The organism is Brachybacterium vulturis, assembly GCF_043641765.1.
Lineage (GTDB): Bacteria > Actinomycetota > Actinomycetes > Actinomycetales > Dermabacteraceae > Brachybacterium > Brachybacterium vulturis_A.
The window spans coordinates 24,691-42,472 of record NZ_JBHZRO010000013.1; the positions used below are offsets into that span (position 1 = coordinate 24,691).

Genomic DNA, 17,782 nt, shown 5'->3' on the forward strand with positions numbered 1-17,782 from the left:
GCTCAACCGGCCGGCCGGATCAGCGGGATGTCGAGCGTCCAGTTGGTGTTGTTCTGGACGTTGGTGACCGAGGTGTCGCTGGCCAGGTTCAGGCCCGGCACGATCAAGGGGATGAAGGGCCCCTCCTCCTGCATGGCCGTGGCGTACTCGCGCATCGCCTGCTCGCGCTCCGCGGCCGAGGTCGCATCCTGGGCGGCGGTGACGAGCTCAGCGATCTCGGGGTCGTCCTCGGCCTCCCAGCCGGCACGCAGACCCACCTTCTCCCCGGGACCGAAGGGAAGGAAGGAGGAGGAGTCGGCGAAGTCGGGACCCCAATACCACATGGAGAACGCCTCGGTGCCGTTCACATAGGGCTCGATCTCGGTGGCGAACGGGGCGGGGGCGAGGTCGACGGCGAGCCCGATGCTCTTCAGCTGGGCCTGGACCCGCTCGGCGACCGGTGTGAACTCCACCCCGCCGACGGGATTGTCGCTCGGGAACTGCAGGGAGATCGTCTCGCCGTCGTACCCGGAGTCCTCGAGCGCCTGCTTCGCCCGCTCGGGATCCGGGGTGACGCCGCTGTCCAGCGCGCCCACGAACATCGGCGGGATCACGCCGGTGGCCTGCTCGGAGCCTTCCCCGGCGAGCTTGAGGAGCTCCTCGTAGTCCAGGGCGTAGCGCACCGCCTCGGCGAACTTCGGGTTCGCCGTGACCTTTCCGACCTCCTGGTTCTGATTGACCAGCAGGAATATCGTCTGCGCGGACGGCGAGGAGGAGACGGTGAAGCCCTCGCCCAGCCCGGCGACCTGGTCGCCGTTGAGGTCGACGGCCAGGTTCGAGTCCCCGCCCTGGAGATTGATCAGCTGGGTGGCGCTCTCGGTGACGTTGCGGATCACGATGCGGTCGAAGCTCGGGGCGTAGTCGCCGTCGTACTCCGGATTGGGCACCAGCACCGCACGGGAGGTGATGTCCATCGAGTCCAGCATGTATGGGCCGGAGCCTGCGGAGGTCGAGCCCAAGAAGTCCTCGGCGGCATCGTCCTCGCCGGTGGTGCCGCCGTTCTCCGTCACCACGGCCGAGTTGAGGATGGACAGCGCCGGGTTCGTCACGATCGCCGGCAGCTCCAGGGACGGCCCGTCGGTGGTGAGGGTGACGGTCATGTCATCCACCTTCTCCACGGTGATTCCGTTCATCAGGAAGTTCGCCTTGGAGTCAGTGATGCCCTGGACCCGAGTCAGGGAGAAGACGACGTCGTCGGCCGTGACCGGGGCCCCGTCGGAGAAGGTGCGCCCCTCCGCCAGCGTGAAGGTGAAGGCGGTGGCGTCCTCGTTCTGCTCCACCGTGGCCAGGGAGGGGATCGGCTCGTCCTCTGCGGAGCCCTCGAAGGTCAGCAGGGTGTCGTAGACGGCGTGCAGCATCATGTTGCCCGTGGGCACATAGTTGCGGCCCGGGTCACCGGTCTCCAGCGAGAACGCGGTGTCGATCACCAAGGTCCCTCCACCGGCCCCGTCGCCACCGCCGCCCGAGGTGTTGTCGGAGGAGTTGCCGCCGGAGCAGCCGGCGAGCGCGAGGCTCGCGCCGAGCCCGAGTGCGATGACGGTGCGACGAGAAGTGCGGAGCACGGAAGCCTCCAACGGTGAGTGACCCGTGCTGGACGGGTCGCGGGACAACGGGTGTGTCAGCGAACTATATGTCCACCGTCACATCCTCTCGTGGACTTCGTTACTGGGCGAGACGACACATGCAGCAGAATGTCCAGAATGGAGAGCGAAACGATGAGCACCTCAGGACGTTCCGCCGCAGGAATCGACGACATCAGCTATCGCATCCTCCAGGTGCTGCGAGATCACGGTCGAATATCGATGGCGGCCCTCGCCCAGGAGGTCGGCGTGTCCCGCTCGAATGCCTATGCGCGGGTCGAAGCGCTGACGGAGGCGGGCGTGATCACCGGCTATTCCGCGCGGATCGATCCGGTCCGCGCCGGGCTGGGGATCTGCACCCTGGTGTTCGTCACGACGCACCCCCAGAGGCTCCGCGAGTTCCTCGAGGAGATCGCGGACATCCCGGAGGTGGAGTCCGCGAAGATCACCACCGGGGAGCACGACGTCATGCTGCTGACCCGCGGCGCCGGGGTCGAGCACGTGCACAGTTTCGTGGTGGGCGTGCTCGCGGCGCTGCCGCAGGTCAAGAGCGTGGAGACCGTGCTGGTCCTCGACGAGGTGTTCGATCGCGGGCAGCTGCTCCCCACGGATCTGGGCGATCGCCGGGAACTGGCCGCCGAGCGTGGGTTGCTGCGCTACACGCGGGCGAACCCGGACCGTCCCAGCAGCATCGAGTGAGGTCCGGGCCCGCGGCCCAGCCTCAGACCTGCAGGCAGACGCTGTCGTGTGGGACGCCGTCGATGGCGAACTCCTCGATCAGCGCGATCCGACCCTCCCGCTGCTCGACCCGACTGGTCGCGTCGCCGCGCACCACGCTGCGATCGGCGACGAGCTCGTGCGCGAACGAGATCGCGAGCGTCGCCTCGCTGAGGCGACCCACGAAGCGCCCCTGGGTCACCGTGTCACCGGTGTAGCTGCCCCACACCAGCTCGCCGTGCTGGTGGTAGACGAAGCGGGTGGGGGAGTCCGGATCCACTGCCGACGCCGTGGAGGAGAGCATGTCGAAGGTGAGGCCGTCGAGGGAGAGGGGGGAGTGGGTAGTCACGGGGCGAGTATGGCGCATCGGAATGCTCCCTGCCCGACCGGTCGCCGACGGGCGCGGACGCGGCGCGGTCCCGCCCATCGACCATTCGACGCGGAACGTTGCCGCGCCCGACGGTGCTCGTTAGCGTGGGGAGCGACCGAGCAGTTCATCGACCAGAAGGAGCTCTCATGAACGAGACCGTTGCCGTCCCCGCACCCGCCGGCGCGACGCGCACGAAGCAGGAGAACGCCGAGAGCGGCTTCCTCGCCCCGGCGGCGCTCGCCAAGAACCTCCAGGCAGTCCTCGTGGACCTCACGGCGCTGCACCTGGTGGGCAAGCAGGCGCACTGGAACATCGTGGGACCGAACTTCCGCGACCTGCACCTGAACCTCGATGAGGTCGTCGATATCGCCCGTGCGAGCGCGGATGACATCGCCGAGCGGATGCGCGCCCTCCACGCGACGCCCGATGCCCGCCCGGCCGTCGTCGCCGAGCAGACCGCCCTGCCGGAGTTCCCGCAGGGCGAGGTGCACACCCACGATGCGATCGACCACATCACCACGGCGATCGAGACGACGGTGGGCACCATGCGCACCGTCCACGACGAGGTCGACGAGGCCGATCCCACCTCGGCGGACATCCTCCACGGCATCCTCGAGAAGCTCGAGCAGCAGGCCTGGTTCCTCAGCGCGGAGACCCGCACCCCGCAGCAGCGCTGACCTGCGCTCCCGACGACGGAGGCGGGCCGCGGAAGACCGCCGCCCGCCCGTCGTCGGGGTGGCCCGTGCCCCGTGCGACCACTGAGAATGCCCGGAGCGGCGCCGCCGCCGCAGCCGAGCGGTCACGGGCGCGAGGGCGGCCGCTGCGAGCGGGTACCGTCGACACCATCCACGGCGGAGCCCCCGCGCCTGAGCCTGCACGCCCCCGGCTCGGCGCGCGCACCGTCCCCTGTTCACCCCGGGCCCCGACCCCGGACGAAGGAGCGCCATGAGCGTCCCCCATCTGCTCGACCACGTCGTCATCGCCGGCCCCGACCTGGCCGAGACCGTGGACTGGTTCCGCGAGCTCACCGGCGTCACTCCCGCCCCCGGCGGCACCCACCCCACCGGCACCGCCAACGCGCTGGTCGCACTCACGGTCAACGGCGAGCCGCGCCCGCACTACCTCGAGCTGATCGGCCCCGACCCCGAGCGCAAGGGCGAGGAGCTGCCGAAGACCTTCAGCATCAATCGGCTGAAGAAGCCCACGCTGATCACCTATGCCGTGCATCCCCAGGGAATCGACCAAGTCGTCGAGCGCGCTCGGGCCGCCGGCTTCGACCCCGGTGACGTGCAGGACCTCACCCGCCGCACCCCGGACGGCACAGAGCTCTCGTGGCGGCTCACCCAGGCGCAGGCCCCGCGCAACTACGCCGTGCCCTTCCTCATCGACTGGGGCGAGACCACCCAGCCGGGCCTGGGGGACCTGCCCGCGATCGACCTGGTCTCCTTCGAGCGCATCGAGGTGAACCCCGGCCCGCAGCAGAAGGCCACCGACGCGCTCGGCCTCGGCGACGGCGTCGCAGCGATCCGCGAGGCGCAGGGCTCCCGGTTCGTGCTGCGCCTGCGCACCGAGGACGGACGCGAGATCGAGATCTGAGAGCGCCTCAGCCCTTGCGGTCTCCGGCCCGCCGGTACCGCAGCAGCAGCTCGTCGCCGGCCTGCAGCACGGCGGCGAGCTCCATCGCCGTGGGCGCGGCCTGCGGCGAGTGGGCGATGCGGCCCGCCGGGCCCGCCTCGAGGGTCGGGGCGAGGGTGAGGCAGAGCTCGTCGACCGCCCCGGCCGTGAGGAACGCGCCGAACAGGCTGGGCCCGCCCTCGGCGTGGATCCGCGCCAGCCCCCGCCGGCCGAGCTCCTCGCGCACCCGCGCCGGATCCACTTCACTCGTGCCCACCTCGACGACGTCCGCCACCACTGCGAGCGCCGCCCGACGCTCCGCCGGTGCCTCGGCGACGGTGAGCACGAGTGGCCGCACCGGGGCGTCGGTGAAGATCGGTGAGTCGGGGTCCAGCTCCAGGCGCCGGGTGACCAGTGCGAACACCGGCTGCGGGGCGAGACCGTGCGCCACCCGCCAGCGCTCGGACTCCTCAGGCAGTCGCATCGCGCCGTAGCCCTCGGCGCGCGCGGTCCCCGCACCGAGCAGGACCACATCGGCCCAGCGGCGCAGCAGCTCGAAGACGCGGTGGTCGGCGTCGTCGCCGAGCCCGCCGGAGAGCCCATCGCGGGTGACGGCCCCGTCGAGGCTGGAGACGAAGTTCATCCGCAGCCAGGGCCCCGCCGGCGGGGCATAGCTCTGCAGCAGCTGGTCGTCGGTCAGCGCCGCGGCGGGGGCGGGCCGGAGCGAGCGGATCGAGGTCATGCGGTGCCTCCTGGGGAGTGGCCGGGGTCGGGGGACGGTGCCAGTGCGCGCAGGTCCACCCGTCGGCCACGGAAGGGGACGTGCTCGTGTGCGAGCAGGGAGGGGGCGTTCCCGCCGTGGCAGGTGGCCGGGGTGCCGTCGGCGCGGACGATGCGCCACCAGGGGATGTCCTCGAGGGCGGCGACGTGGCGACCCACCTGGCGCGGATGCAGCCCGGTCTCGACGGCGATGTCGCCATAGGTCATCACCTGGCCTGCACGGATCGTGGCGGCGACGGCACGGACAGCCTCGCGGGGATCCTCCACGCCATCTCCTCTCTCCCTGGCCACGACCGGCTCCGCCGCGTGGGCTGCCCCGCTCCGCTACGGCGTCACGTTGTAGTTCACCCGGAACAGGTTCCCGGGGTCGTACCGCCGCTTGACCTGCTGCAGGCGACGATACGTCTGCTCGCCGTAGATCCTCCGGGTGAGATCCGAGAGCGGTCCGGTGTACTCGCGGGCCCGGAAGTTCACGTACTCGCCCTGCTCGCCGAGCTGCGTCATCGCCGCCTCGGCCCGCTGGGCGAAGGCGGTGAAGGGGGCGTCCTCGCCCGGTTCCTGCCAGTACCCGTTGATCGTCATCCAGAACTGGGCCGTGCGGTTGGGGAAGGCCGTCGCCTGCGCGGGCACGCGGGCGAACGCGCCTCCCAGGTGGTGGATGTCCACCGAGGTGCCCCGTCCGGGCAGCGCCGCGGCGACCGCGGTGATCGTGTCCAGCGCATCCTCATCCATCTGGGAGAACGCCGTGTTGCGCCAGAATCCGCGTGCCTGGTCGGGGAAGAACTCGTCGGCGGCGCTCTGCCACTGCGGCCAGGAGACCGGGCCGATCTCGCTCTCGTCGGGCGGCGCTGTCGCGCGCAGCCGCTCCAGCAGCTCCCTCCCGCGGGCCTCGTCCTCGCCCACCCAGACGCAGCGCAGCAGCAGCCACGGCTCCTCGCCCATCCCCCGCTCGGCGGGCATCACCATCACCGTGAGGATCGAGGTGAGGGGATCGGGGAGATCGCGGCTCCAGCGCTCGAAGGCGGCGAGGGCCCGGCGCCACTGCGCGGGCCGGTAGAACAGGGTCGCGCCGAGCACCGTCTCGGGCAGCGGCACCGCCTCAAAGGTGAAGGAGGTGACCACACCGAAGTTGCCGCCGCCGCCGCGCAGCCCCCAGAACAGCTCCGGATGCTCGGTCGCGCTCGCCGTGAGCTGCTGCCCGTCGGCCGTGATCACCTCGACCCGGACCAGCCGATCCAGGGCCAGTCCCGCCGAACGCACCAGCCAGCCCACACCGCCCCCGAGCGTCATCCCCGCGATCCCGGGCAGGGAGACCGTCCCCAGCGGCACGGCCAGACGGAACGGCGCGGTCGCCGCGTCGACGTCGCCGGCGCGGGCCCCGGGCCCGGCCGTCACCCGTCGTGTCGCCGGGTCCACGCTCACCTCGCGCAGCTCGCCGAGGTCCAGCACGATCCCGTCGTCGACCGTGCCGAGGCCCGCATTGCTGTGCCCGGCGCCGCGCACCGCCAACGGCAGGCGGGTCTCGCGAGCCGCCTCCAGTACGGGCGGGATGTCCGCGATCGATGCGGCGCGAACGATCAGCAGCGGATACCGGTCGATCACCCGGTTCCACACCCCCCGGGCCTCGTCATACCCTGGCCTGCCGGGCTCGAGCACCCGGCCCTGCACCTGGCCGCGCAGCCGGCGCAGGGCCGGCGTCGCCTCGGGGATCGGGAATCCGCCCATCGTGGTTGCCATGGCTGCCTGCGCTCCTTGCCCCTGCTGTGAACTGCGGGGATCCTGTTCCTGACCGTACCCCCGGCGCCGAGCCGCTGCAACGGACCGTCGGCCCTGCGCGACCTGCGACCCCTGTCCCGAAGGAGACCCCTGTGCCCACCCTCGCCGAGCTCGACGCGATCACCCGGGCCGATCTGCTCGCCGCCGGAGCCACCCGCTGGTCCCGCGGCGACGACGTCATCGGCGCGTTCGTCGCCGAGATGGATTTCGGCATCGCCGAGCCCATCACCCGCCGCCTCCACCAGGAGGTGGACCGCGGCGCCTTCGGATACCTTCCCGCACGACAGGTGAGCGAGCTGCAACAGGCCACTGCCGGTTTCCTGCGCCGTCGGACGGGATGGGAGGTCCCGCCCGAGGACATCCATGAGATGCCCGACGTCATCGCGATCTTCGCGGCGGTGCTCGAGCACTTCCTCGCCCCGGATGCGAAGATCATCGTCCCCACCCCGGCCTACATGCCGTTCCTCCAGGTGCCCGCGCTGCACGGCCGCGAGATCATCGAGGTCCCGATGCCGCGGGACGAGAACGGTCGCCACCACTACGACCTCGACGCGATCGAGGACGCCTTCGATGCCGGCGGCGGTCTGTTCGTCCACACCAACCCCCACAATCCCACTGGGCGGGTGATGACCCGGGAGGAGCTCGAGCCGCTCGCCGCACTGGTGGACCGCAAGGGTGGGCGGGTCTTCTCCGACGAGATCTGGCTGCCACTGGTGCTCGAGGGCGAGCACGTCCCCTATGCCTCGCTGCACGAGACCGCCGCCGCGCACACGATCACCGCCGTCGCCGCGTCCAAGGCCTTCAACCTGCCGGGGCTGAAGTGCGCGCAGCTGATCACCAGCAACGTCGCCGACCGGGAGCGGTTCGTCCAGGTCGGCCATTTCGACCGCCACGGCGCCGCGAACCTCGGCCTCGCCGCCACCTGCGCCGCCTATGACGAGTCAGGGGAGTGGCTCGACGACATACTCGCCTACCTGCGCCGCAACCGCGACACCCTCACGGAGCTGGTCAGCGAGCTGCTGCCCAGGGCGCAGCTGACCACGATGGAGGGCACCTACGTGGCCTGGCTCGACCTGCGCGAGTACGGCATCACCGGCTCCCTCCACGACCATCTGCTCGAGCACGCCCGCGTCGAGTGCACCGAGGGCACCGCTTGCGGCGCGGTCGGGGAGGGGCACGTGCGGCTGATCTTCGCGATGCCGCACCCGCTGCTGGTCGAGGCGATCACGCGGATCGCGCGGGTGCTGGAGCCGGGCCGGGCGGGCTGACGCTCGCGAGGTGTCCCTCCTGCCGTCATCATGGGAAGCATGCCGACGCAGCGAGAGCCACGACGCGACCACCACCCCCGGGACCACCACGAGATGCAGGCCCCGGGGCTCGGTGGCGGCCCCGCCCTCTTCTCCCACGCCCCGGAGCCGGAGCCCGAGGCCACGGACCTTGCCGACTCCACCGGTCAGGGACAGACCGGCTGGCCCTGGTTCCTCCCGCAGTCCGGGCTGCGGCGCGATCTTCTGGACAGCGCCGTCGACGCCGACCAGGACCCGGCCGCCGCAGCCGCGGTCTTCGCACAGATCCCCCTGGTGCGCGGCGCTATGCGCCTGCTCGAGCACGTGGGGGAGGGCCGCGAGCTCACCGACACCGGTGCGCTGGCTCTGTCTGACGTCCGCGCCCTGCTCGAGTCCTGGCAGCTCGACCTCGGCGAGCAGGAGCTCACCTCGATGTGGCAGGTCGGAGAGATCGTCGGCCCCTGGAACGCTCTGGTCAGCGGCGGTTGGCTGGACCTGACCAGCACCCGGGTCACGCCGGGGGACGGGGTCGCACCGGCGGCCTCGCAAACCGAGGATCCCGAGGCATTCGTCCGCTTCTCCCGGGCGCTGATCCTGCTGCTGGTCCTGGACGCCCTGAAGCAGGGCCCCGAGGACGGGGGCCTGTTCGGGGACCCCGACACCTTCGCCGCCCTGATGCACACCGTGGAGCCCGAGGGGCTCCTGCTCCCGGCCGAGATCCGAGTGGCGCTGGATCGCGGTCTGGTCCCGGAGGACCCCGGCGGGGACCCCGACATGGACGAGATCCAGCGGTACTGGCGCACGGGTCGGGATCTGGCGGCACTGGCCGCCTACGGGCTGCTGCACCGCGAGACCTCACCGGACGGGCAGGACACCCGGTTCCACGGCAGCCTCGAGGCGATCTAGGAGGTCTTCGGTGCCCTGGAGATGGCCGGCGAGCTCGACGACCCGGAATGAGCAGCCTCGCTCAGCGCGCCGTCAGCTGCGCAGGTGCGAGGCCCCGTTCAGGTCCAGGATGGTGCCGGAGGCCCACTGCGCCTCGGCCGCGGTGAGATAGAGGATCGCGGCGGCGACCTCCTCGGCGGTGCCCACCCGACCGAAGGGGCTCTGCGCCCGCAGCGCGTCCCCATCGGGCCCGGCGAGCTTCTCCTGCTGCCGCTCGGTGGCCACGAAGCCCGGCGCGACCGAGGCGACCGCGATCCCGTGCGGCGCCAGCGCCACCGCCATCGACTGGCCGAAGGCGTGCAGCCCGGCCTTCGCCGCGGCGTAGGCGGGAGCACCCGGCTCCCCGTGGAACGCGCCGCGGGAGCCGACGTTGACGATCACGCCCGGTGCCTGCCGGGCGATCAGGGAGCGGGCCACCAGGTAGGTGAGGTGCGCGGGCGCGGTGAGGTCCACGTCGATCATGCGGGTCAGCCGCTGCTGCCAGGTCGCGAAGTCGACCTCGTCCACCCGGTGATCGGTCTCGGGGCCCGGGGCGATGCCGGCATTGTTCACCAGCACGTCGATCTGCCCGAGCCCGGCCTCCGCCTCCGCGACGACGCGCTGGGCCGTTCCCGGAGCGGAGAGATCCCCGCCGACCAGCACATGGCCCTCGCCGTGCAGTGCGGCAAGGGTCTGCTCCGCCTCCTCGCGGCGACTGCCGTAGTGCACGGCCACCGTCTCGCCCCGCGCGCTGAGCGCGATCGCCGTGGCCCGGCCGATCCCGCGCGATGCTCCCGTGACCAGTGCGCCCCGCATCCCGGCTCCTCTCCTCGCTGCCGCCCGACCGGCTCGACGGGCGGCAGGACCATCATCCCCCAGCCGCGGCGCCCGGCTCCGTCCCGGCCGGCGTCGGCCCGGCTCGGCCCGGCTCGGCCCGGCTCGGCCCGGCTCGGCTCGGCCCGGCTCGGCCCGGCTCGGCCGAGCACCGTTCCGGCCGCAGGAGCGCCACCAGAATTCTGACGCATATGGCGGTTGAACGGCTGTGAGGCGTTCAGTGCTCACCTGGGGCAGAAATCTGGTGGCGATGCCCGATGCCCCTTGCACGTCGGCGGCGCCCGGGATGTGCTGGCGGCAGCGGAGGCCAGCTGAGCGCGGACCCTTCCGGAGCCCGGGCTCACCTGGGAGGATGACAGCACCGCGCCGCCGAGGGAGGGAGAGCCATGGCCACGTCTCGCCGCCTCCTCCTGAGCGCGGTCCCGCTCGCGGCCGTCGGGTTGCTGAGCGCCTGCACCGGCTCGCCGCGGTCCGCCCCGTCGGCCCGCCCCGAGCCGGGCACCGAGGCGCCACCCGCCGGCACCGCGACCCTCACCTCCGGCCTGCAGGCCCCGTGGTCGATCGCCTTCCACGGTGAGACGGCGCTGCTCAGCGAGCGTGACACCGCCCGGGTCCTCGAGCTCACTGCCGACGGCGCCACTCGGGAGGTCGGCGTGATCGAGGGAGTCACCCCCGGTGGGGAGGGCGGCCTGCTGGGCCTGGCCGTGCACGAGGGGGTGCTGTTCTCCTATGCCACCATCGCCGGCGCCAATCGCATCGAGCACCGCGCCCTCCGCGGGGAGCCCGGGCAGCTGGCGCTCGGTGCGCCCGAGGTGCTGCTCGACGGCATCCCCTCGGCCGCGAACCACAACGGCGGGCGTCTGACGATCGGTCCGGACGGGATGCTCTTCGCGACCACGGGCGACGCGGGGGACCGGCCCGCCGCCCAGGACCTCGGCTCCCTCGCCGGCAAGATCCTGCGCCTCACCCCGGACGGCACCGTCCCCGCGGACAACCCCTTCCCCGGCTCACCGGTGTTCAGCTACGGCCACCGCAATCCGCAGGGCCTCGCTTGGACCGCGGACGGGCAGCTGGTGGCCAGCGAGTTCGGGCAGAACACCTGGGACGAGCTGAACCTCATCGAACCCGGCGGCAATTACGGCTGGCCCGACGTCGAGGGGATCGGCGCGCAGGAGGGGCTGACCGATCCGCTCCTGCAGTGGTCGCCTGCGGAGGCGAGCCCCAGCGGCATCGCGATCCGGGACGGAACCGTCTTCATCGCCTGCCTGCGCGGGCAGCGGCTGCGTGCGGTGCCGCTCGCGGATCCGCCGGCACAGACCGAGCTGCTGGTGGGGGAGGTGGGTCGCCTGCGCGACGTGGTCAGCGCGCCCGACGGTTCGCTGTGGGCGCTCACCAACACCACCGACGGCCGGGGCGACCCCGCGCCGGACGGGGACCGGGTGCTGCGGGTCGAGGTGCCGGGCGGCTGACCCCGGGCCGTTCCGGCCGCCGGGCGCAGGCGCCACCAGAAATCCGACCTATGCGAGCGTCGAACGGCTGTGGAGCGTTCGACGCTGGTATAGGTGAGGAATCCGGTGGTGAAGCTGCCCGGCCAGCCGCTCAGCCCCGCCGCTCGGCCGCCGCCAGGTGCTCGCCCAGCACCCGCACGAACCGCGCCGGATCCTCCAGGTGCGGGGAATGCCCCGCCCCCGCGAAGACCTCCTCGCGCACCTGACCGCCGGCCGCCGCGTAGCGATCCAGCACGTCACGGGTCTGGGCGATCATCGGCTGCGGCGGAGCGGCCTCCTCGCCCGGCCAGCCCGGCACCACACCGTGCTTGCCCAGGGTGTGCAGGTCGAAGAAGGACTCATCACCCACGATCGCATCCCGACTGCCGCGCACCCACAGGATCGGCGGCTTGTCCACCAGGTCCACGATGCCGGTGAGGTCCAGGTGCACGCCGCTCATGGTGTTCAGCACCCCGCGGTCCCCGGCGCCGAAGCCGGGCCAGTGCTCGCTGGGCCTGCTGTCGCCGGGGTAGTGGTCCGGCCCGGTCGCGGTGGTCAGCATCGAGGAGACCCAGAGGTCCTCGTGGGCGTCGTGGTGATCCGGGCCCACATAGCTGGAGCGGAACACGGCGCGCGGGCTCGCACCGGATTCGTCGGAGGCGTCCCCCTCCGCCAGGCGCTGCACGAACTCGGGGTTCCCGCCGCCGCCTCCGGTACCGGCGCCGTCCGGGGTGCACAGCGTCCCGTCGGCGAGGGTGCCGAAGCCGTACGGCGGCACCGGGGCCTGCAGCGTCAGCGAGGCCACCAGCTCGGGCCGGTACAGCGCCAGCTGCTGCACCACGCCGCCGCCCATCGACCAGCCGAGCAGGTGCACCTCGCTCAGCTCGAGCGCGTCCAGCACCGCGGCGACGTCGTCGCTGAAGTCCCGCAGTCCGCGCCGCGCATCCACCGGCGCGGGTGCGGAGTCCCCGAAGCCGCGCAGGTCGATCGCGATGCTCGGCCGCTCCAGCGCCAGCATCAGCGGCTGGAAGAACAGGGAGCTGGAGATGTTCCCGTGGATCAGCACCACGGGGGTCCGCTCGCCGCCGTCGCCGTCGAGGCTGCGGCGCAGCACCGCGGTGCGCAGCCGCTCGGTCTGGACGACGGACTGCTCGATGCCGGGCAGCAGGGTGCTCATGGGCGGATCTCCTCGCTCGGGGCGGTGGTCGCCGGGAGCAGGCGCACGGCCTCGGCGACCGCGTCCACCCCTGAGCCCATCAGGATCGTGTAGTGGTTGGTGTCCGGGACCTCCACGGTGGCCATCCCCGGCAGCGTCGCCCGCCAGGAGGCGAACCATTCGGGGTCGTACAGCGCCGGGACCTCGTCGAACAGGCCGCGCGGGCTGCGCAGCACCGTCATCGCCACCTCGAGCCCTTCCAGCTGCTCGGTGTAGCCGTCGCGGCCGTCGAGCTCGATGAGGTTCGTGGTGACCGCGTCCGGGATCGCGGAGGGCCGCAGCCGGCCGTCCACCAGCGCGAGGTCGGCATCGACGTACTCCTCGATGCCGCGGTTCCAGTACGGGCCCAGCGCCGGGTGCTCACGCCAGAACTGCCGATACTCGGCGGCCGAGTCGAAGGTCTTCGACAGCCGCTGGATCGCGGGGCCGAGCACGTCCTCGGGGCTGAGGTCCGCCGCGGCCGGCGTCGGCTTCAGCGGCAGACCGCCGTCGACCAGCACCAGGCGTTCGACCAGCTCCGGATGCGCCGCCGCCAGGCGCACCGCGACGAAGGCTCCCATCGAATGCCCCACGATCACGGCGCGCTCGATGCCGGCGCCGCGCATCATCGCGGCGACGTCCTCGGCGTGCCGGGTCATCGCGTACGGGCCGGGCAGGTGGCGGGAGGCGCCCCGGCCGCGCAGGTCCATCGCCAGCACCGGCGCGTCCAGCCGCAGGGCCAGGCCGCTGAAGGAGCGATGGTTGGCGGTGATGCCGTGGATCGCGACCACCGGGGTGCCGGGCGCCCCGGCGCGCCACAGCGTGCCGGTGAGCAGACCGCCGTCGACCGGCACCTGCACCCGGGTCTCGGTGGTGGGGGCCGACGGGTCGGCTCCGCGGGCGTGGGTGGGGCTCATCGCGCGCTCCAGCCGCCGTCCATGGTGTACGAGGCGCCGGTGACCATCCCGGCATGGGGGCCGGCCAGCCAGGTCGCGAGCGAGGCCACCTCCTCGGGGGTGACCAGCCGCTTGATCGCGGCCTCGGTGAGCATCACCTTCTCCAGCACCTCGTCCTCGCCGATGCCGTGGGTCGCGGCCTGATCGGCGATCTGCTTCTCGACCAGGGCGGTGCGCACATAGCCGGGGTTCAGGCAGTTGGAGGTGATGCCGTGCTCGGCGCCCTCCAGCGCCGTCACCTTCGAGAGCCCCTCCAGGCCGTGCTTCGCGGCGACGTAGGCGCTCTTGAAGGCGGAGGCACGGATCCCGTGCACGCTGGAGAGGTTCAGCACCCGGCCGAAGCCGCGCTCGATCATCCCCGGCATCGCGGCACGGACCAGCAGGAACGGTGCCTCGAGCATCAGGGTGTGGATCTTCCGCCACATCTCCGGCTCGAGCTCGGTGAGCGGTGCGACCCGCTGGATCCCGGCGTTGTTGACCAGGATGTCCGCTCTCAGGTCCAGGTTCTCCAGCGCTGCGGTGTCCATCAGGTCCACCTGCCACGCTTCGCCGCCGAGCTCGGTGGCCAGGGCCTGCGCGGCCGCGCCGTCCAGATCGGCGATCACCACCTGTGCGCCCTCGGCGGCGAACGCACGGGCGATGGCGGCACCGATGCCCGCTGCTCCTCCGGTGATGACGGCGCGACGTCCGCTCAGTGTGCTCATCTGGGAATCCTTCTCTTCGGGGTCGAGGCGACGGCGACGTCGCCGGGGGTGGGGTCGCGGCGAGGGGTGATCGCCGCGGGGGCAAGGGTGAGGGGTCAGGGGGCGCCGGGAGGCGGCCCGGCGGGCGCCGGCGGCGGGACATCGGCCGGGGTGCCCAGCGCCCGCTGCACCAGCGCGACCATCTGCTCGAACACGTCCTCGGGGACGGAGCGGGCATCGGCCCCGTAGGTGCCGGAGGCGGACTCTCCCGTCGGCCACAGCACGTAGCGCATGCCGATCATCTCGCCGATGCCCATCAGCGCCCAGGCGGCGACCTCCGGATCCACCTCCGCGCCGATCTCTCCGCTGTCCCGGGCGCGGGTGAGGCCCTCGCGGTAGCCGTCCACGATCCGTTCGTAGTGCAGCCGCATCGCGCCGGGGGAGACCTGCTCCGCCTCCCGCACCACCCGGTACAGCGCCGGATGCTCGGCGGTGAAGGCGAAGAACTCGCGGAAGCCCTCCCGCTCGGACTCGGCCCGGCTGCGGCCGCGGGCGGCACCGTCGCTCATCGCCTTGCGCACCCGCCGGTTCAGGTCCACCACCAGCTGCTCGAACAGGTCCAGCTTGCTGGTGAAGTACAGGTAGAAGGTGCCCTGCCCCACGCCCGCCCGCTCCGTGATCCGGGAGACGGAGGCGGCGTGATAGCCCTGCTCGGCGAAGGTGCGCTCGGCGGCGGAGAAGATCTTCGCCTTGGTCTCGGCGCCGCGCCGGGTGCGCGGCTGGATCGCGGTGCGCGCCTCGAGATCGGCGTCCGACGGCACCGCATCCCGCGACGCCGCACCCGACGGGGCGGGGGTCCTCGCAGGGGTCATGTCCGGTTCCTCTCCAGCAGCGAGTCGGCCAGCACCCGGCGCAGCGGTTTGCCGCTCGAGGTGCGGGGGATCGACTCGACCACCACGATCTGCTTGGGATGCTTGAAGCCGGCCAGGCGGGTCTCCAGGTGCGAGCGGATCTCCCGCTCGTCCAGCTCGGCACCGAGCACCAACCAGGCCACCAGCTCCTCGCCCCAGCGCTCGCTGGGGATGCCGGCGACCGCCGCCTCGGTGATGCGGGGATGCTCCAGCAGCGCCAGCTCCACCTCGATCGGGGCGATCGATTCGGCGGCGGAGCGGATGATGTCCTTGACCCGGTCCACGATCCGCACCCGGCCCTCCGCGTCCAGCTCCACCAGGTCGCCGGTGCGCAGCCAGCCCTCGTGCATCGTCTGCGCGGTGGCCTCCTCATCACGGAAGTAACCGGAGAACACGGCGGGGGAGCGCACCAGCAGCTCGCCGGTGCCGGGGGCGCGGCTCACCTCGCCCTCGACCAGCAGGGCCAGCTCCACATGCGGGTAGGCGCGGCCCGCGGTGCCGGCATCCGAGGGGTGCTGGGTCATGGTCACGTTCGGGGCGGCCTCGGTGAGGCCGTAGCCCTGGCGCAGGGTGATCCCGTGCCCGGCGAGCTCCTCGCGCGCCCGTGCATCCAGCATCCCGCCGCCGACGATCGCAGTGCGCAGGCTGCTGAGGTCGCGCATGGCGACATCGGGATGCTGCAGGAGCGCCCGGTAGAGGGTGGGCACTCCCATCATGGCCGTGGCGCGGTGACGCTCCACCAGGGCCAATGCGCGGCCGGCATCGAAGGTGCGCTCGAGCACCACCAGCGCCCCCAGGTGCCAGGCCAGCAGCGGCTGGATGTTCCAGCCCGCCACATGATGCTGGGGCAGCACCTGCAGCACCACGTCCGAGCGGCGCAGCGGTGCCGCGCCCTGCAGCGAGCGGTTCACCCACACGCAGTTCGCCTGCGTGAGGACCACGGCCTTGGGGGCGCTGGTGGTGCCGGAGGTGAACAGCATCAGCAGAGCGTCCGCCGGGCGCGGCACGCCGGCGGGACGGGGCGTGCGGGCACCGGGCACCTGGGTCTCCACGCCCTCGGCGCCGAGGGTGGTCGAGGGCAGCGGGAGACCACCGAGCCGCTCCGCCGCGTCCTCCGCCACCGGCAGGTGGTCCTCCTCGACCAGCAGCAGGGAGGGGTCGGCGATCCGCAGCTGCTGGGCGAGCTCCCCGGCGGTCAGCCGCCAGGACAGCGGCACCAGCATCGCCCCCGTCTTCGCGCAGGCCAGCAGCAGCACCACCTGGTCGGCGGTGGAGCCGGTGACCGTCGCGATCCGCGACCCATGCCCGTGACCGGCACGGTCCAGCGCCTCGGCGAGAGCCGCCGCGCGGGACTCGAGCTCCCCGTAGGAGACCACCACGCCGCGATCCAGGATCGCCGGTCGCGAGGGCGCGGCCGCGGCATGCGGGGTGATCCACCGGTCCAGGGTGAGCCGGTCGTCGGCGTCGACCGCGGCGACGGTGCGGGCGGCGGGGAGGAACATCTCGGGATCCATCACGTCAGGTTCTCGCATCCGTGAGCGCCTCGGGGCGCTCCGTCGCCGTGTCGCGGCGCCGGGTGACCCGCTGGGTCAGGCCCACGATGCCGCCGGGGGCGAACATCACCACCAGCACGAACAGCATCCCCAGCAGGAACAGCGGCTCTGACAGCGGGATCCGCAGCACCGCCGGCAGCTCCGCGATCCAGGAGGCCGAGGCGAGGGAGGCGAGCCGCTGGTCCAGCAGCGTGTAGAGGATCCCGCCGATGATCGCGCCCCAGCGGTAGCCGACCCCGCCGAGCACCACGATCACCAGCAGGGTGAGGGTGAAATCCGCGGTCGAGATGCGAGGAGTGACGGTGGACTGCAGCAGCAGGAAGCCCATCCCGGCGACCGCGGCGAACACCGCGCCCGCCCCGAAGATGAACAGCCGCACCGTGTACGGGCGCAGGCCCAGCACGGTCACCCGCAGCTCGTTCTCGCGGGAGGCGACCACCACGTGCCCCAGGCGCGATTTCTCGATCCATACGCAGGCCAGGTACACCAGCACCAGGATCCCCAGCGCCAGCCAGTACACGTTGCGGGCGTTCTGGACGCCGATCAGGAGGTCCGGGACCACGGCGACCTCGAGCGTGACGCCCTCCTCGCCGCCGGTGAGCCCACCGGTGTCACGCCGCAGCATCACGTTGACCGCCTGCGCGAAGGCGAGGGTCACCATCGCGAAGGAGATCCCGGTGACCCGCAGTGCGAGGGCGCCCACCAGATTCCCGGCCACCAGGGCCACGACCAGGGTCGCCACGATGGCCAGGACGAACACCGCAGCCTCGGGGATCGCCGTCGGCGCCAGCAGGTTCAGGGCGATGCCCAGCCCGTACGCGCCGGCGGAGAAGAACATCGCATGCCCGAAGGACAGCATCCCGCCGATCCCGAAGATCAGGTGGTAGCTGAGCGCCAGGGCGGAGATCAGGAAGGCATAGGCGAGCATCGAGAGCGCGCCGGGCGTGTAGGTGGGGCCGGGCAGGATCCCGGGCAGGGACAGGTTCAGCAGGGGGAGCACGGCGGCGACGGCGAGCAGCACCGCACCGATGACGAGCATCCCCGTGGTGGAGGAGAGGAAAGTGCGCATCTGAGGCT

At 72.2% G+C, this 17,782-nt stretch carries 18 protein-coding genes; 6 read left to right on the forward strand and 12 right to left on the reverse strand.

Features of this window, described 5'->3' with window-relative positions:
- Positions 1-2 precede the first annotated feature (2 nt).
- A complete protein-coding gene (locus ACHUEU_RS11190; protein WP_394216203.1) occupies positions 3-1,601 on the reverse strand; it encodes an ABC transporter substrate-binding protein in 1,599 nt (532 codons plus the stop codon).
- Between the two features lie 153 nt (positions 1,602-1,754).
- Here ACHUEU_RS11190 and ACHUEU_RS11195 point away from each other — a divergent pair, with 153 nt between their 5' ends.
- Positions 1,755-2,318, forward strand: a complete 564-nt coding sequence (locus ACHUEU_RS11195; protein ID WP_394216204.1) for an Lrp/AsnC family transcriptional regulator — start codon at positions 1,755-1,757, stop codon at positions 2,316-2,318.
- A gap of 22 nt (positions 2,319-2,340) precedes the next feature.
- On the opposite strand, the gene ACHUEU_RS11200 is transcribed toward ACHUEU_RS11195, so the two are convergent.
- Positions 2,341-2,685, reverse strand: a complete 345-nt coding sequence (locus ACHUEU_RS11200; RefSeq protein ID WP_394216205.1) for a hypothetical protein — start codon at positions 2,683-2,685, stop codon at positions 2,341-2,343.
- A gap of 167 nt (positions 2,686-2,852) precedes the next feature.
- Here ACHUEU_RS11200 and ACHUEU_RS11205 point away from each other — a divergent pair, with 167 nt between their 5' ends.
- Positions 2,853-3,383 carry a Dps family protein gene (locus ACHUEU_RS11205; protein ID WP_394216206.1) on the forward strand — a complete coding sequence of 177 codons (531 nt, stop codon included), beginning with the start codon at positions 2,853-2,855 and terminating at the stop codon, positions 3,381-3,383.
- A gap of 268 nt (positions 3,384-3,651) precedes the next feature.
- Positions 3,652-4,302, forward strand: a complete 651-nt coding sequence (locus ACHUEU_RS11210) for a VOC family protein (protein ID WP_394216207.1) — start codon at positions 3,652-3,654, stop codon at positions 4,300-4,302.
- A gap of 7 nt (positions 4,303-4,309) precedes the next feature.
- On the opposite strand, the gene ACHUEU_RS11215 is transcribed toward ACHUEU_RS11210, so the two are convergent.
- The 3 genes from ACHUEU_RS11215 to ACHUEU_RS11225 are packed head-to-tail and all read right to left on the reverse strand — an operon-like array spanning position 4,310 to position 6,837.
- On the reverse strand, positions 4,310-5,062 hold the full coding sequence (locus ACHUEU_RS11215; protein WP_394216208.1) for a pyrimidine reductase family protein: 753 nt from the start codon (positions 5,060-5,062) through the stop codon (positions 4,310-4,312).
- Positions 5,059-5,367, reverse strand: coding sequence for an MGMT family protein (locus ACHUEU_RS11220; protein ID WP_394216209.1), 309 nt, complete (start codon positions 5,365-5,367; stop codon positions 5,059-5,061). The genes ACHUEU_RS11215 and ACHUEU_RS11220 overlap by 4 nt, the downstream gene beginning before the upstream one ends.
- A gap of 57 nt (positions 5,368-5,424) precedes the next feature.
- Positions 5,425-6,837 carry an FAD-binding oxidoreductase gene (locus ACHUEU_RS11225; RefSeq protein WP_394216210.1) on the reverse strand — a complete coding sequence of 471 codons (1,413 nt, stop codon included), beginning with the start codon at positions 6,835-6,837 and terminating at the stop codon, positions 5,425-5,427.
- A gap of 131 nt (positions 6,838-6,968) precedes the next feature.
- On the opposite strand from ACHUEU_RS11225, the gene ACHUEU_RS11230 reads away from it, so the two are divergent.
- Both ACHUEU_RS11230 and ACHUEU_RS11235 read left to right on the forward strand, forming a co-directional pair.
- On the forward strand, positions 6,969-8,144 hold the full coding sequence (locus ACHUEU_RS11230; protein ID WP_394216211.1) for a MalY/PatB family protein: 1,176 nt from the start codon (positions 6,969-6,971) through the stop codon (positions 8,142-8,144).
- Positions 8,145-8,183: 39 nt separating this feature from the next.
- Positions 8,184-9,068: a hypothetical protein gene (locus tag ACHUEU_RS11235; RefSeq protein WP_394216212.1), complete on the forward strand. Its 885-nt coding sequence runs from the start codon at positions 8,184-8,186 to the stop codon at positions 9,066-9,068.
- A gap of 72 nt (positions 9,069-9,140) precedes the next feature.
- On the opposite strand, the gene ACHUEU_RS11240 is transcribed toward ACHUEU_RS11235, so the two are convergent.
- On the reverse strand, positions 9,141-9,902 hold the full coding sequence (locus ACHUEU_RS11240) for an SDR family NAD(P)-dependent oxidoreductase (RefSeq protein WP_394216213.1): 762 nt from the start codon (positions 9,900-9,902) through the stop codon (positions 9,141-9,143).
- 404 nt (positions 9,903-10,306) lie between these two features.
- On the opposite strand from ACHUEU_RS11240, the gene ACHUEU_RS11245 reads away from it, so the two are divergent.
- On the forward strand, positions 10,307-11,389 hold the full coding sequence (locus ACHUEU_RS11245) for a PQQ-dependent sugar dehydrogenase (protein ID WP_394216214.1): 1,083 nt from the start codon (positions 10,307-10,309) through the stop codon (positions 11,387-11,389).
- A 130-nt stretch (positions 11,390-11,519) separates the two neighbouring features.
- Here the strand turns inward: ACHUEU_RS11245 and ACHUEU_RS11250 are convergent, their stop codons facing one another.
- The 6 genes from ACHUEU_RS11250 to ACHUEU_RS11275 all read right to left on the reverse strand — a co-directional run bounded on the left by ACHUEU_RS11250 (position 11,520) and on the right by ACHUEU_RS11275 (position 17,774).
- Positions 11,520-12,584 (reverse strand): alpha/beta fold hydrolase, encoded by a 1,065-nt coding sequence (locus ACHUEU_RS11250; RefSeq protein ID WP_394216215.1) that lies wholly within the window; start codon positions 12,582-12,584, stop codon positions 11,520-11,522.
- A complete protein-coding gene (locus tag ACHUEU_RS11255; RefSeq protein ID WP_394216216.1) occupies positions 12,581-13,519 on the reverse strand; it encodes an alpha/beta hydrolase in 939 nt (312 codons plus the stop codon). The genes ACHUEU_RS11250 and ACHUEU_RS11255 overlap by 4 nt, the downstream gene beginning before the upstream one ends.
- On the reverse strand, positions 13,516-14,262 hold the full coding sequence (locus tag ACHUEU_RS11260; protein ID WP_394216217.1) for a 3-hydroxybutyrate dehydrogenase: 747 nt from the start codon (positions 14,260-14,262) through the stop codon (positions 13,516-13,518). Before ACHUEU_RS11260 ends, ACHUEU_RS11255 begins: the two co-directional genes overlap by 4 nt.
- 95 nt (positions 14,263-14,357) lie before the next feature.
- Positions 14,358-15,113, reverse strand: a complete 756-nt coding sequence (locus ACHUEU_RS11265) for a TetR/AcrR family transcriptional regulator (RefSeq protein WP_394216218.1) — start codon at positions 15,111-15,113, stop codon at positions 14,358-14,360.
- On the reverse strand, positions 15,110-16,684 hold the full coding sequence (locus ACHUEU_RS11270) for a class I adenylate-forming enzyme family protein (RefSeq protein ID WP_394216219.1): 1,575 nt from the start codon (positions 16,682-16,684) through the stop codon (positions 15,110-15,112). The genes ACHUEU_RS11265 and ACHUEU_RS11270 overlap by 4 nt, the downstream gene beginning before the upstream one ends.
- Positions 16,671-17,774, reverse strand: a complete 1,104-nt coding sequence (locus ACHUEU_RS11275; RefSeq protein ID WP_394216220.1) for a branched-chain amino acid ABC transporter permease — start codon at positions 17,772-17,774, stop codon at positions 16,671-16,673. The genes ACHUEU_RS11270 and ACHUEU_RS11275 overlap by 14 nt, the downstream gene beginning before the upstream one ends.
- Between the last annotated feature and the right edge of the window lie 8 nt (positions 17,775-17,782).